The sequence below is a fragment of the Limnoglobus sp. genome (genome assembly GCF_059499385.1).
The window spans coordinates 101,555-116,329 of record NZ_JCABYM010000006.1 but is presented as its reverse complement, the minus strand read 5'-3'; the positions used below and the strand labels follow the sequence as shown (position 1 = coordinate 116,329).

General features: G+C 68.1%; 9 protein-coding genes. 8 read left to right on the top strand and 1 reads right to left on the bottom strand.

The features are described from left to right. Positions 1–56 precede the first annotated feature (56 nt). From AC5JJ2_RS00660 to AC5JJ2_RS00640, 5 genes are all read left to right on the top strand, one after another. Positions 57–1,943 (top strand): M6 family metalloprotease domain-containing protein, encoded by a 1,887-nt coding sequence (locus tag AC5JJ2_RS00660; protein ID WP_495856029.1) that lies wholly within the window; start codon positions 57–59, stop codon positions 1,941–1,943. A 401-nt stretch (positions 1,944–2,344) separates the two neighbouring features. Further along, positions 2,345–4,894 (top strand): type IV pilus assembly protein PilM, encoded by a 2,550-nt coding sequence (gene pilM, locus AC5JJ2_RS00655; RefSeq protein WP_495856028.1) that lies wholly within the window; start codon positions 2,345–2,347, stop codon positions 4,892–4,894. Between the two features lie 57 nt (positions 4,895–4,951). Continuing rightward, on the top strand, positions 4,952–6,916 hold the full coding sequence (locus AC5JJ2_RS00650) for a hypothetical protein (RefSeq protein WP_495856027.1): 1,965 nt from the start codon (positions 4,952–4,954) through the stop codon (positions 6,914–6,916). A gap of 47 nt (positions 6,917–6,963) precedes the next feature. Then, entirely contained in the window at positions 6,964–9,510 is a 2,547-nt protein-coding gene (locus tag AC5JJ2_RS00645) for a hypothetical protein (RefSeq protein ID WP_495856026.1), read from the top strand. 56 nt (positions 9,511–9,566) lie between these two features. Then, positions 9,567–10,349 (top strand): TatD family hydrolase, encoded by a 783-nt coding sequence (locus AC5JJ2_RS00640; protein WP_495856025.1) that lies wholly within the window; start codon positions 9,567–9,569, stop codon positions 10,347–10,349. 46 nt (positions 10,350–10,395) lie between these two features. On the opposite strand, the gene AC5JJ2_RS00635 is transcribed toward AC5JJ2_RS00640, so the two are convergent. Beyond that, complete coding sequence (locus AC5JJ2_RS00635; RefSeq protein WP_495856024.1) at positions 10,396–11,280, bottom strand: TIGR03009 domain-containing protein; 885 nt, start codon at positions 11,278–11,280, stop codon at positions 10,396–10,398. Positions 11,281–11,502: 222 nt separating this feature from the next. On the opposite strand from AC5JJ2_RS00635, the gene AC5JJ2_RS00630 reads away from it, so the two are divergent. From AC5JJ2_RS00630 to AC5JJ2_RS00620, 3 genes are read left to right on the top strand one after another with little or no spacing between them, the layout of a single operon-like run. Beyond that, positions 11,503–12,432 carry an NAD-dependent epimerase/dehydratase family protein gene (locus tag AC5JJ2_RS00630; RefSeq protein WP_495856023.1) on the top strand — a complete coding sequence of 310 codons (930 nt, stop codon included), beginning with the start codon at positions 11,503–11,505 and terminating at the stop codon, positions 12,430–12,432. 18 nt (positions 12,433–12,450) lie between these two features. Further along, positions 12,451–13,800, top strand: a complete 1,350-nt coding sequence (locus AC5JJ2_RS00625) for a phenylacetate--CoA ligase family protein (protein ID WP_495856022.1) — start codon at positions 12,451–12,453, stop codon at positions 13,798–13,800. Then, the gene (locus AC5JJ2_RS00620; RefSeq protein ID WP_495856021.1) at positions 13,797–14,702 is read left to right on the top strand and encodes a glycosyltransferase family 2 protein; all 906 of its coding nucleotides are present in this window, start codon (positions 13,797–13,799) and stop codon (positions 14,700–14,702) included. Before AC5JJ2_RS00625 ends, AC5JJ2_RS00620 begins: the two co-directional genes overlap by 4 nt. The last annotated feature ends 73 nt before the right edge of the window (positions 14,703–14,775 follow it).

Below are 14,775 nucleotides of genomic sequence, written 5' to 3'. Positions count from 1 at the left end.
TTTTACACTTCTACCATCTCTCTCGCGGTCCCCCACCTTCATCCCCCGATCCCGACATGCGCACCCGCACGTTCGTCGCCGTCTTGCTCCTCGCGTCGCCGGTCGCCGCCGACGACAAGCGCGAGGAGGCCCCGAAACCGCACGTGAGCTACGACCTCACCGGCTACCGCACGGCGAAGGACGCCGTCGCCGCCGACCCGAAGGCGTTCAAGTTCACCGACACGACCACGGCCCCCGGCTACCTCGGCATCGAGGTCACGACCGACGAGTCCGGCCGCCCGGTGATCGACGACATCCAGACCGATTCCCCCGCGGACGAGGCCGGGCTGAAGGCCGGCGACGTGCTGATTTCGTTCGACGGCGTCACGGTGCAAACGACCGCCGCCGCCCGCGACAAGCTCCGCGGCCGCGCCGCCGACGACGTGCTGAAGGTGAAGGTGGACCGCGGCGGGGAGTCGCTCGAAGTCGCGGCCACGCTCCGGCCGGTCAGCAAGCCGTTCAAGTTGCAGGGGACCGCCGAGCGGGCCATCCTCGGCTTCCAACTGTCGCCGGCGAAGAACGGCGGCGTCGAGGTCACGTCCGTCACCCCCGGCGGCGGGGCCGAGAAGGCCGGGCTGAAGGTCGGCGACATCGTGAAGAAGGTCAACCAGATCGCCATCACCACCGACACCGCCTTCCGCGACGCCCTCGACGGCAAGAAGCCGGGCGAGATGGTGACGCTCAGCGTGCTGAAGGAAAAGGCGAAGGACGAGGTCGAAGTCCGCGCTACGCTCGGCAGCGATCAGCGGGGCCGCGGCAACCAGACGTTCGGCTGGGACGACCGGCTGCCGCGGGCGTGGGCGAAGCCGAGCTACAAGCTTGCCATCCTCGGCATCGACTACCCGGACGTGAAGCACAACCCGAAGGTGGCCGACGCCGACTGGGAGGCGTCGCTGTTCAGCATCGGGAAGTACAACGGCCGGAGCGCCACGGGCCAGAAGGTCCACGGCAGCATGAACGACTACTACCAGGAAATCTCTTACGGCCAGTTCAAGATCGACGGCAAGTTCCTCGGTTGGGTCGAGGTGTCCAAGAAGCGGATGGAGTATTCCAGCGGCAACGGGACGAGCACCCGCGAGAAGGGGTCGCTGCTCACGGAGGCGTTCGACAAGTACCTCGCGGCGAAGGGCAAGGACGCGCTCGACGGGTACGACGGGGTGTTCTTCCTGTTCGCAGGCGAGCGGGTGAGCACGACCCGCGGCAGCCTGTACTGGCCGCACCGGGCGAGCTTCCGGCACAACAACAAGAGCTGGCCGTACTTCATCGTCCAGGAGGGCGGGCCGCGGATGACGGACATCAGCGTCTTCTGCCACGAGTTCGGCCACATGCTCGGCCTGCCGGACCTGTACGCGAAGCCGGAGGTTCCGGGGATGGAGGGCGTCGGCAGCTGGTGCGCCATGTCGCAACAGAACCCGAACGGCCGGCCGCAGCACTTCTCCGCGTGGTGCAAGCAGGAACTCGGCTGGATCAAGCCGACGCTCATCGACCCGACGAAGAAGCAGAAGCTCATCCTCTCGCCGATCGTGGACGGGAAAGGTGAGTGCTTCAAGATTCCTGTGCGGGCCGATGGCAGCGAGTATTTCCTGCTGGAGAATCGGATGCGGAAGGGGTTCGACAGTGACCTCGCGGCCGACGGGTTGCTCATCTGGCGGGTGCTGCCGGGGCAGGCCCGCGGCGGGCAGCCGGTGTTCCTGGAGGAGTCGCACGGCATCTCCGGCGTGAACGGCCCGCGGGCGTTCGGCGGGGCCGTCCCGTTCCCCAGCCCAGCTAACTCGGCGTTCACGCCGTTCACCACGCCGAGCAGCAAGAGTCAGATCGGCGGCGGGTACGACGTGTTCATCACGGACATCACCCGGCTATACGACGGCCGGGTCACGTTCAAGATCGGGTACGAGTATCAGTAAGGACTTGACTTCCGAAGTCCGGCTTCGACTTCGGAAGTCGAACCCGCCGCGCGGCGTCTGCGATTTTTGCGGACGCCTACCGTCCCCTCGACTTGCGAAGTCGAAGCCGGACTTCGGAAGTCAGGCGCACCGCCTCGCCGGACGCCGATAACCATTCAAATCCGCACCAACATTTCCCCCGCAACTCCGTTCCATTTGTTGACAGCGTAACGGCCTGCGGTTACCGTGAACCCAAACGACGCCGTTCCTGCGTAGAATGGGTGACTCGCACCGTCCGCCGGACCAGTTGTAACAAGTTTGACGACCCGCCAACGGCCTCAGCCGCCGGCCGTTGGTTTGAATATCACAATCTGCGCGGCCCCGTCGCCGGCCCGGCGACCCGACTTCACGAGTGAACCGCCATGGCAAAACCGACCGCCGTTTGGGGCCTCGACATGGGCCAGTGTGCCCTCAAGGCCTTGAAGCTCGAACTCGTGGACGGCAAGCCCACGGCCACCGCGTTCGACTACATCGAGCACCCGAAGATCATGTCCCAGCCGGACGCCGACCCCGAGGCGCTGGCCCGCGAGGCGCTCGAGAAGTTCCTCACCCGCAACCCGATCGGTAACGACATCGTCGCCATCGGTGTCGCCGGGCAGAGCGGCGGTCTGGCGCGGTTCGTGAAGTTGCCGCCGGTCGAGGAGTCGAAGATCCCGGACATTGTGAAGTTCGAGGCGAAGCAACAAATCCCGTTCCCGCTCGATGAGGTCGTCTGGGACTACCAGAAGATCGCCGGCGGCGAGGTCGTCAACAACTTCGCGATGGAGACGGAAATCGGCCTGTTCGCGATGAAGCGGGAGATGATCTCCCGCCACCTGTCGCAGTACGGCAACGCCGGGATCGAGTGCAACATCGTCCAGATGGCCCCGCTCGCACTCACGAACTACGCGACCTACGAGCTGCTCAAGAAGGGAGGCCCGGACGCCGAGATGCCGCAGGAGAACGAGGACACGCCCCGCGGTAAGAAGCGGTGCATCGTCGTGCTGGACGTGGGGACGGATAACTCGAACCTCATCATCACGGACGCCGGCAAGATCATCTGGCAGCGGCCGCTGTCCCTCGGCGGCAACCACTTCACGCGGGCGCTCTCGAAGGAGATGAAGCTCACGTTCGCGAAGGCCGAGCACCTGAAGCGGAACGCCGCCAAGTCCCCGGACCTCGCGCAAATCCTGAAGTCCCTGCGGCCGGTGCTGACCGACTTCGTCGGCGAAGTTCAACGCTCCCTCGGGTACTTCACGAACACCCACCGGGACGCGCACATCGCGTCGATGTACGGCCTCGGCAGCGCGTTCAAGCTGCCCGGCCTCCAGAAGTACATGGCCGAGAAGCTGTCGCTGGCCGTCAACCGGCCGAGCAAGATCGCCCGGCTGTCCGGCGACCAGGTGCTCAACGACCCGGTCTTCTCCGAGAACCTCCTGACGTTCCCCATCGCCTACGGGCTGGCCCTGCAAGGGCTGAACATGCTGGCCGAGCGGACCGACTTCGGCCGGATCAACACGAACCTGTTGCCGCAGGAACTCCGCACGGAGCGGCTCATCCGCGCGAAGAAGCCGTTCGCGGCGGCGGCGGCGGCGGCCCTCCTCCTCGGGGCGGGGCTGGCGGCGTTCGGGTTCGGCGTGCAATACTCCTCCGCGACCGACGCGAGCATCGCGAAGGCGATGGAGACCGCCAAGCAGGCGAAGTCCGCGGCGGACAAGCAGGCGTCCGAGCAGCGGTCCGGCGAGGAGGCACTTCAAAAGGCCCAGGGCGAGGTCAAGGCCATCGTCGCCGGGGCGGACAAGCGGCTCGACTGGGTCCGGCTGCACCAACTCGTGACGACGGCCCTCCCGCGGGCCGGCGAGCGGGGCAACCTGCTCGAAGAGCCGGACCAGGCCAGCTTCTGGAGCCAGCCGAACGGCAAGGCGGCGATCAACGCCTACCTCGAGCGGGTGAAGAAGGGCCTGTCCATCGACCGCGTGAACGACCCGGACCTGACCGAGTACCTCGCGCAGGTGAACGTGCAGGAGGTCCGCACCCGCTACACGGACAACTTGAAGGGCTTCTACGAGTCGGCGGACCAGAAGGTGTGGGCCGAGGAGAAGAAGGCCATCGCCGAAAACATGATGGAAACGGAACGGGAGAAGGACGAGAACGAGGCGAAGGCGTGGAAGCCGAAGCCGCCGGACGGCGGCGGCTGGGTCGTGGAAATCCGCGGCTGGACGTTCCACCAGGCCGGGTCCGACTTCGTCGTCAAGGGTGTCATGAAGAACTTCCAGGACGCGACCCGCACGGCGGAGCGGATCGGCCCGCGGAAGGTCAGCGAGTTCCTCCCCGGCGTCACCGACCCGTTGCAGGGCCGCGTGAGCCACGTGTTCCTGGCCCTCTCGAAGAAGCAGGAAAGCCCGCAGCAGAAGGTCCTCGACCTGATCGGGCCGGGCAAGGTGTACATGGAGCGATTCCTCGGCGTGGCCGGGACGACCGGCGGCGGGTACGGCGCGCCGCCGGGGGCCGGGGACGCGGGCTACTCGTCTCCTAGCAGCGAGGGGTCCACTTCGGAGACGACGGCGGCCGCCGGCACGCCGGCGGCGACCGGGTCGAGCTGGTCCCCCCTGACCGGCGGCAGCGCGGCCGGCGGCGGGAGCTTCGGCAGCGGCGGGTTCGGCAACATCCCCGGCGGGGAATCGTCCGGGGCGTTCGGGTACGAGGACTCCGGCGGCCCGATGGGGGGCGGCGGCAAGAGCTTCGGCAACCTCGGCGGGCCGGACGGCCCACCGGGACCGATGGGGCCGGGCGCGGTCGGCGGCGGCGCGGACCCGACGGTGAAGCAACCCCGGCGGCAGAAGTACCGCACCGTGTTCGTGCTGATGTTCGTCTGGCGGGATTCCGGGACCGCGGCCCCGGCCGACGGGACGGCGACCGAGACCCCGAAGTAACCGGCCGACGGCCGCCCCCTGAGACCTCCCCCGAACAAGGCGATCCGAGGACCTTCGATGAAGAGCAATAACGACGCGCTGAAGAAGCACCACTTCTGGATTCTGGTCGGCCTCGCCCCGCTGTTCGTCCTGCTCGCCGTCGTCTTCATGATGACCGGCGTGAGCGGGGCCATCGAGAAGGCGAACAAGGAAGTGGCCGACGCCGACACGGCCATGAAGGGGGCGAAGGCCCCCGGCCAGGGGACGATCCAGGCCATCGAGAAGAACAAGGACGTCCTCGACGGCGTCCGCGGCAAGCTCTGGAAGATGAACTGGGACAAGCAGGCCGACTACTTCACCTGGCCGGAGACCTCGAACGGGATGTTCGACCGGTACAACACGATGAAGTTCGGCACCAACTTCCGCGACTTCATCGGCAGTAACGCCTCCGAAACGTTCAAGCCGGCCTACGCCTCTTCCTACGTCCAACTCGGCGAGTCGATCAAACCGACCGAGTTCAAGGGCGGGTGGCGGTCCGTCCTCCGGTGGGTCCGCAACTGGGGTGGGCAGTCGCTCGAATCGAAGCAACTCTGGCTCGTGATGGAGGACCTGTGGGTCCAGCGGGCGATGCTCGACCCGATCAACAAGGTCAACGATCAGATCGCCCGGTTCGCGCTCGTCAAGCCGGACGGGGCGATGCCGCCCCCGCGGAAGCGGAAGTTCGTCAGCCGCGTCTGGGAACTCGACCTTTCGATCGAGCCGCGGGACCAGGGGGCCGGGCTGGTCATGAAGGGCAAGCTCAAGAACCGGACGAACCAGCTCCAGGTCCTCGGCACCGGCAGCGCGATGAAGCTGAACGTCTGGCTCGACCCGCGGATGGACCTCCCGCCGTTCGAGTTCCGGGTCGAGGGGGCCGGCGTCGGGGGCGGCGAGACGATCGACGTGCCGCCGCTGCCGACGCACGTGATCCCGCCCGGCACGAGCGTCGAGGAGATCGCGAAGGTCGTCCAGGTGCTCGACAACCGCACCGTCCCGATCCGCCGGCTCGACCGGCTGGCCATCGGCTACTCGTCCTCGAAGGACGCGGCGAAGGAGATGCAGCCGCCCACGTTCTGGGCCGAAGCCGACCCCGCGGCGACCACGGCCGGGTCCGCCGCCCCGCCGACCGGCGAGTCGGGCGAGACCTCCGGCACGACGCCGGGGTTCGAGGGCGAGTCCGGCCCCCCCGGCGCGTACGCCGGGGGAATGACCGGCGGCGCGGCAGCGGGCGGCAAGGGCCGCGCCGGCGGGCTGCGGCTACTCGACATCGCGAACGGCAACCGGAAGCGGTACATCGAGGTCACGCCGCAACTCCGCCGCGTGCCGGTCGCGTTCACGTTGATCGTCGATCAGATGTACGTGAACGACGTGCTGATCGCCTACGCGAACTCCCCCCTGCGGTTCGAGACAACGCAGGTCCACTGGACGCGGTTCACCGAGCCGCTCAACCAACCGAACCAGCAGTCCCCGACCGACCCGAGCGGTGGCCAATACTCGGACTACGGCGCGGGCGGCGAGGCCACGACCGCGAGCGGGTTCGCCGGCAGCGGGCTGTCGAGCGGCAGCCCCTACGGCAGCGGCTACCCGCCCGGCGGGCCGGGCGGCTTCGAGGGCGGCATCCCCGGCGGCGGTAGCTTTTCCGGCGGCAGTTTCGGCAACCCCTACGGCGGCATCCCCGGCCTGGGGGCGGACACCCTCTCCAGCGTCTCCGAGGCGCAGGCGAACTCCGGCCTCGTGCAGTTGACCATCTACGGCCTCATCACCCTGTACGAGCGGTACGAGGAGCCGAAGAAGGAAGGCGAGGCGGCGACGGCCGCCGACGCGACGGCGAAGCCGGCGGACGGCGAGAAGCCGATGACCCCGATGCCCGAAACGCCCGCGGCCCCGGAGAAGAAGCCGGACCCCGCGGCCGCCCCCGAGAAGAAGGCCGAGACCCCGGCCGAGCCGGAGAAGAAGCCCGACGCCCCGGCCCCGGCGGAGCCGAAGAAGGACCCGCCGAAGTAACCCGTTGAGACACCCGTAGACACCCTCGTTCCCGAAGGACTTTGTCCATGGCCAAGTTCAACCTCCAACAGTTCCTCCTCGCGAAGGGGGAGAAGGTCGCCCTCGGGCTGGCCGTCGGCGGCCTCGGGCTGCTCGGGGTGTGGGGCATCTCGCACCTCGTGTCCGCCAAAAGCCCGACGGACGTGGTGAAGTCGTTCAACAACCACGCCAGTTCGATCAACAACAGCATCAAGAACCAGAACGGCACGGCCCCGGAGCTGCCGCCGTGGGTCGAAAAGCCGGAGACACTCGACCTGAAGGCCATCGGCCCGGACGCCTTCCCGGTCGAGCACTTCGCGTTCGAGCCGGTGGACCGCCCGAGCCGCGCCCGCGAGAACCCGCGGGTGCTCGGCATCGTCGAGGCGCAGCTCGACCTCGTGCGGCTGAACATGAAGGCCTACGACATCAAGGGGTCGCCGGGGAACTACTCCATCGGCGTCCTGTCGGGCGTTCCGATCAGCTCGATGAACACGAAGACGTTGAAGGACCTCCTGGCCAAGAGCGACATCAAGCGGCGGTCCAAGCTGGCCGGCGCGCGGCAGCAAACGACCACGCCGCCGGGCGCGGGCGGGGCCGGCGGCCGGCCGGGCGCGGGCGGCCCGCCGGGCTTCGGCGGTCCCCCCGGTGGCTTCGGCGGCCCTCCGGGCGGCTTCGGCGGCGGCCCGCCGGGGGGCGGCGGGTTCGGCCTCGGCGGCGGGGAAGGGGATAGCGGCGGCTACGGCCCCGGCGGGTTCGGCAACTCCGGCTCGACCTTCGAGAACAAGGACCGCTACGAGAAGACGGTCACGTACAAGAACATCGAGGACTTCGACCCGGCGAAGGACCAGCCGGCGTTCATCATCTACCCGCGGCGGACGATCGTGATGCACGCCGTCTTCCCACTCAAGGAGCAGCTCGAAGTCGTCCGCCGGGCGCTGCGGTTGCGGACGATCGAGGAAGCCGCCCGCGAGACGAGCGGCAACTACTCCGGCGGGCTGTCCCTGCCGGGCGCGCCGCCCGGCGGGGCCGGCGGCCGGCCGGGCAACCCGATGGGCGATAGCGGGGCGGCGTTCGGCTTCGGACCGGGCGGGGCCGGCGCGCCGGCCACCGGCGGGGCGACCACGACCGGCGGCGTGAAGGTACTCGAAGGCCCGACGTTCGCCGGGTTCGAGGTCGAGCGGAAGGTCACCGACCCGAACGGCCGCGAGTACGAGTGGGAGCCCTACGACCACGTCGCGTGGTACCTGGCCGAGATCAACAACCGGAAGGTCTCCGACCAGCCGGACGAGGGCTACCTGCCGTACTTCCTGCGGTACGAGCAGGAGATGGCGCTGCCGCTGCCGGCCGTGGCGGAAGGCCAGCAGACGTACCCGCCGATCACGCTGCCGTCGATCGTCCGGACGGTGGACAAGATGAAGGAAAACCAGAAGGTCCCGATCACGCCGACCGAACTCCAGAACCGGTTCTCCGGGAAGGGGAGCAACCCGTTCCTGCCGTCGTTCCTCCCGCCGCCGGGCGGCGGGGCCGGGCCGGGGGCCGCGGCCGGCGGCGGCGACGCCGGGTACTTCGGCTCGCAGGGGTCCGGCATGTCGATCGGCGGGCGGGGCACGGGCGGCCGGCCGCCGGGCGGGCCGGGCAACCCGATGGCCCCCGGCGGCAACCCCTACGACCCGGCGGGCGGGTTCAACCCGAACGCCGCCGGCATCCCGGACCTGAAGGCCCCGGTCGAACTGGAGCACATGCTCATCCGGTTCATGGACGTGAACATCCGCGAGGGCCACACCTACGAGTACCGGATTCGGGTCAAGATGAAGAACCCGAACTACAAGAACGCGAACGTGTCCCGGCCGTCCGACGCCGATGTCGCCATCCTCCGGGGGCCGATGGTGTCGATCGCCGACCCGGCGTCGAAGCAGCCGCTTCGCGTCACCGTCCCGGTGGACATGAACACGTACCTCGTGGACCCGGTCCAGTACGCGAACACGATCCGCGAGAAGAACCGGGACTTGAAGGTCGTCAACCTGCTCGACAACCAGAACGGCAGGCTCCCGGTCGTCCAGGTCCAGCAGTGGCTGCACCAGGTCCGGATCGAGGAAAAGACGGAGCCGATCGGGGCGTGGGTCGTCGGCGACATCCCGGTCGCCCGCGGCGAGTTCATCGGCAAGAAGCAACTGCTGACGCTGCCGCTGTGGTCGTCGCAGAAGGTGAAGTACATCCTCCAGGAGCTCCCGCGGTACAAGGTGAACCCGACCGCGAAGGAGCAGCCGAAGGGCGTGCTCGTCGATTTGACCTCCAACAACGTCTGCGTGGACTACGAGGGCGGCAAGCAGTCCCGGCCGTTCGGCGACCGGACGGTCGAGGACGACGGGGCGGTCGAGATGCTGATCCTCCGGCCGGACGGCACGCTGAGCGTCCGGAACTCCGGGACCGACATGGCCAACCCGGAGCGGGTGGACCGGCAGAAGAAGTGGGACGAGTGGATCGAGAAGGTGAAGGCCGACACGGCCGCGGCCGGCCAACTTGGGGCCCCGATGGGCGGCGAGGGGAACTTCGGGGCGGGCGGGAACAACCCGTAACGCGACGACGAACCGGGGGCGAATCGCCCCCGGTTCCGTTTCCATACGTTGACCCCATGTCCCTGATCGACACGCACGCCCACCTCTTCGACGACCGCTTCGCCGCCGACCTGCCCGCCGTAATGGACCGCGCGAGGGCGGCGGGCCTGGAACGCATCATCGCCGTCGGGATCGACCTGCCGACGAGTCGGACGACGCTCGACCAGTGCGGGCGGGACGAGTTGCTCGTCGCAGCCGTAGGCATTCAGCCGAACCACGTCGCCGAGGCCGGGCCGGGCGACTGGGATGAGGTCGCGCCGCTGGCCTCGCACCCGAAGGTCGTCGCAATAGGCGAGACGGGCCTGGACCGCTACTGGGACCGCGCCCCGTTCCCGCTGCAAGAGGACTACTTCGCTAGGCATCTCGAACTAGCCCATCGGTTGAACAAGGCGGTCGTGATCCACTGCCGCGAGGCGGAGGCGGACGTGGTGCGGATGCTCCGCGACCGGTACGAGCGGACCGGGCCGGTCCGCGGCGTGATGCACTCCTACTGCGGGGACGCCGAGTCGGCCCGGCAGTGCCTGGAGATGGGACTGCACGTCTCGTTCGCCGGGATGCTGACGTACAAGACGGCGGACGCGATTCGGGAAGTGGCGAAGGCGATCCCGCTCGACCGACTGCTTGTGGAGACGGACTGCCCCTACCTCGCGCCCGTCCCGGTTCGCGGCAAGCGGAACGAGCCGGCGTTCGTGGCGCACACCGCCACGTGCTTAGCCGATGTGCTGGGCGTCACCGCGGAGGAGATCGCGGACCGGACGACGGCGAACGCGCGGGAAATGTTCGGGCTGTCCGGGAAATGAAAACGGGGCCGTCACCCGACGGCCCCGCGCCACATTGCCTTCCACCTTACTTGCGGCCGGCCGGTGCGCCCGGCGGCGCGGCGGTCAGACCGGTCCGCGGGTCCCGCGGGCTGGCGCTCATCTGCTCCAACTTCCACCCGTCCTTCTTGTCCGGCATCAGCGCGACGAAGTGCTCCTTCTTGATCCCGTCGTGGTTGATCTTCGGCTCCTTGAACGTCCACTGCTCGACCTCCTGCCCGCCGTTCTTGCTCATCATCACGACGGCCGGCAGGTAGTCCCACTTCCGGTCGGCCAGCTTCGCCCCGTACAGGACCAGCAGCATCGTGTCGAACTCCTGCTTGTCCCGGTCGAGCCGCGGCGTGATCTTGATGTGGACGTAGTGGTCCTCTTCCTTGTCGAGCTTCAGGTCGAACCGCTGCTTCACGTCGTCGGCCGTCATGCCGCCGGACATGAACTCCATCAGCAGGTTGTCGCCGGCCCCGCCCTTGCCGCCCGGCGGGATGGCGTACTGGCGGATGACCTTGTCCTTGCCGGCGTACTCGTACACCGACTTGCCGTCCGAGATGTACGACAGGAAGTCGCCCTTGTCCGCCTTGTTGTCGATCCGCATCCGGGCGAGGTTCGGCTTCATGCACATCATCGTGCCGGTGAACGTCGTGTCCTTGCGGGTGAGCGTGTTCTTCCGGACGTAGTCGCACTCGGAGTAGTAGTTCGTGACGGCCGCGGACTTCTTTTCCCACGCCGTCAGGTGCGCCTGGAGGGCCGGGGGGATGACGACGTTGGCCGCGGCCGGAACGATCGCGCCGCCGGCCCGGTTGTTCCCCGGCAGTTGCTGCGGGTTCGCAAGGTTCATCGGCGTCTGGCCCGGCGACGCGGGCGGCGTCGGGGCCTGGCCGACGGCGGCCGGGGCGGCCGCGAGCAGGGTAGACAACACTATTCCGGCTCGGCGCATGGTTCACGTCTCCTGATCGGTCGGGGCGGCCAATACACCATCCTACGGCCGCCCGAATTTTGAACGGGGGCTTATACCCCGGCCCGGCGGCCGCGGGAAGGCCAACCGCGTCAAGCTGGGCGGGTTGCGCCGGCCGGTCGGGGTTGCGAACCCGCCGGCGGATGCGGTACGCTCCCCTGGCCCCGTTGAGAGTCCCTCGACATGCGTTGCCTCGTTACCGGCGCGGCCGGGTTCATCGGCTCCCACCTGAGCGAGCGGCTCGTCGCGGACGGTCACACCGTCGTCGGCGTCGATTGCTTCACCAGCTACTACCCGCGGCCGGTGAAGGAGCGGAACCTCGCCGCCCTCCGCGACCACAAGGCGTTCGCGTTTCAAGAACTCGACCTGGCCGACGGCGTGCCGGCGAACGTCGTCGAGGGCGTGGAGTGGGTGTTCCACATCGCCGCGATGCCGGGGCTGAACAAGAGCTGGACGAACTTCGACGAATACAACCGGTGCAACCTAACCGCCACGCACCGGCTGCAGGAAAGCGTCAAGGAGTCGAAGGCGCTGAAGAAGTTCGTCTACGCCAGCACGAGCAGCGTCTACGGGAAGTACGCGAGCGGCGACGAGTCGCTGCCGACGAAGCCGAGTTCCCCCTACGGCATCACGAAGCTGGCCGGCGAGCACCTCTGCCGCGTGTACGGCGACGAGTTCGGCGTTCCGGCTGTGGTCCTGCGGTTCTTCAGCGTCTACGGCCCGCGGCAGCGGCCGGACATGGGGTTCAACCACTTCATCCAGGCCGTGCTGACCGGGCAGCCGATCAAGCTGACCGGCGACGGCCTTCACATCCGCGGCAACACGTTCATCCACGACTGCGTGGACGCGGTCGTGCGGTCCACGGGCGCAATGTCCGGCGAGGTGTTCAACCTCGGCGGCGGCGAACTCGTCACCGTTCTGGACGTGATCCGCAAGATCGAGCGCATCACCGGCAAAACGGCCATCATCGAGCGCCACCCGCCGCGGAAGGGTGACCAGTTCTCGACCGGGGCGGACGTGGGCAAGCTGCTCAAGCACGTGGGGTGGAAGCCGACGACGAGCATGGACGACGGGTTGACTCAACAAATTGAATGGCAGAGAAGTCTTCTCTGATTCTCACCGGGGGCACGGATGCTCGACCTCTTGAACCGCCACGTCCTGCAACCGCTCGCCGCCGCGAAGGCGGGGAGCAAGCACCTGCGCTACCTCCGCGTCCTCCGACAGACGCAGTTCGACCCGCCGGCGGTCGTCCGGCAACGGCAACTCGTCGCGTTGAAAGCGATCCTCCGCCACGCTTTCGGCACGGTCCCGTACTACCGCCGGACCTGGGCCGCGGCCGGCGTTCACCCGAACGACGTGCATGAACTCCGCGATCTGGAAAACTTCCCGGTTGTGACGAAGGCCGACCTGCGGGCGTACGAGGCGGAGTTCCTCTCGACCGCGTACCATGGGCAGAAGCTGGTCGTGAAGCGGACGTCCGGCTCGACCGGCGTGCCGCTGACGATCCGGCTGGACGAACCCGGCAAGCAGTGGAAGTACGCCTGCACCCTGCGGAGCGACGAGTGGTCCGGGTGGCGGCTCGGGCAACGGGTCGCGAAGGTTTGGGGCAACCCGGAGTACCGCAAGTTCGGGCTGAAGGGCCGCGTCCGGAACTGGCTGCTCGACCGGGCCGTGTACCTGGACACGGTCGAGCTGACCGACGCCCGCGTGAGAGAGTTCGCCGCCACGATCCGCCGCCACCGGCCGGGGCTGCTGTTCGGCCACGCCCACTCGTTGTTCTTGCTCGCGGAAAAACTGAAGGCCGAGGGCGTCACCGACGTGCGGCCGAACGGCATCATCTCCACGTCGATGCCGCTGCACGGCTGGCAGCGGACGGCCATCGAGGAAGTCTTCGGCGTCCCGGCCACAGACCGGTACGGCTGCGAAGAAGTCAGCCTCATCGCCAGCGAGTGCGAGTACCACCGCGGGCTACACGTCAACGCGGACTCGGTTTACACGGAAGTCGAGGGCGACCCGACAGGCCCGCTGGTGGTGACCGACCTGACGAACCTCGCGATGCCGCTCATCCGCTACCGGACCGGCGACCACGTCACGGCAAGCGGTCGAACCTGTCCGTGCGGCCGTGGACTGCCGCTGATCGAGAAGGTCGAGGGCCGCGACGCCGACTTCGTCGTCTCGCCGAGCGGCAGCCTGATCTCCGGCATCTCGCTCACGGAAAACTTCGCCCTCCGCATCGCGGGCACGGCCCAGATTCAAATCGTCCAGGAAGAAGTGACACTCCTGCGACTGCGGATCGTGCCGTCCGACGAGTTCGGCGCGGAAAGCCGCCAGCAAATCGCGGGGCTAGTCGAGGAACTGTTCGGCCCGGCGATGCGGCACGACGTGGAACTGGTGGACGCGATCCCGCAGGAGCCGAGCGGGAAGTACCGGTTCTGCATCTCGAAGGTCGCCCCCCGACACGCGAGGGCGCTGGTGGCATGACGCCGACCGTGTCCGTGGTGATGGCCGCGAAGAACTACGCCCGGTTCCTGCCGGCGGCCGTGGAATCGGTGTTCGCGCAGACGCACGCCGACTGGGAACTCGTCGTCATCGACGACGGCTCGACGGACGACACGCCGGCCGCGGTGAGGCCGTTCCTGGCCGACCCGCGGGTACGGTACGTCCGCTCGGACAAGCTCGGTCAGTCGCGGGCGAAGAACCTCGGCATCCGCCTCAGCCGCGGCGACATCGTGACGTTCCTCGACGCCGACGACGCATGGCGGCCGACCAAGCTGGAGAAGCAGCTGGCACTGCTTCGCGACGACGTAGGCGTCGTCTTCTGCGGCCGCGAACTGATCGACGAAGCAGGGAACAAGCTCGCGAAGCAGCCGGTCGCGAACACGCCGACCGGCCGCGTTCTCGACAGGATGTTCGTGCAGAACTTCGTCTGCTTCTCGTCCGCGATGGTCCGCCGACAGGTGTTCGACCACGTCGGCAACTTCGACCCGCAGTGGGATCTGGCCATCGACTTCGACCTGTGGCTCCGCGTGGCGCGGTATTATTCCTTCGATTACGTGCCGGAGCCGCTCGTGCTGTACCGCACCGGCCACGGCAACCTGTCTCAGAAATTGTCAGACCGCGTGGCCACGGCGTTATCGATCATGCACCGCCACCGGGCAGGCATCGCGGCGGACGCCATGGCGGAAGGCTACGCCTCGACCGCCCGCACGATGGGCTGGGTGCTTCGCTCGGCCGAGCCGACGACCGCGTGGGGCTGGTACGCGCGGGCGCTCGCATGGCCTCATCGCCGGTTCGACTCCCTCAAGGGGTTGGTCGCGTCCATCCGCAACATCTTCCGACGGCGGGAGTCGACGGCCGCCGAAAACCTGACGGCGAACATCTGAGTTGGCGAGCCGAGCGGCGTAAGCCGCCGGGTAACGCGCCCTTACCCGGGGCTTACGCCGCACGGCTCGCCTG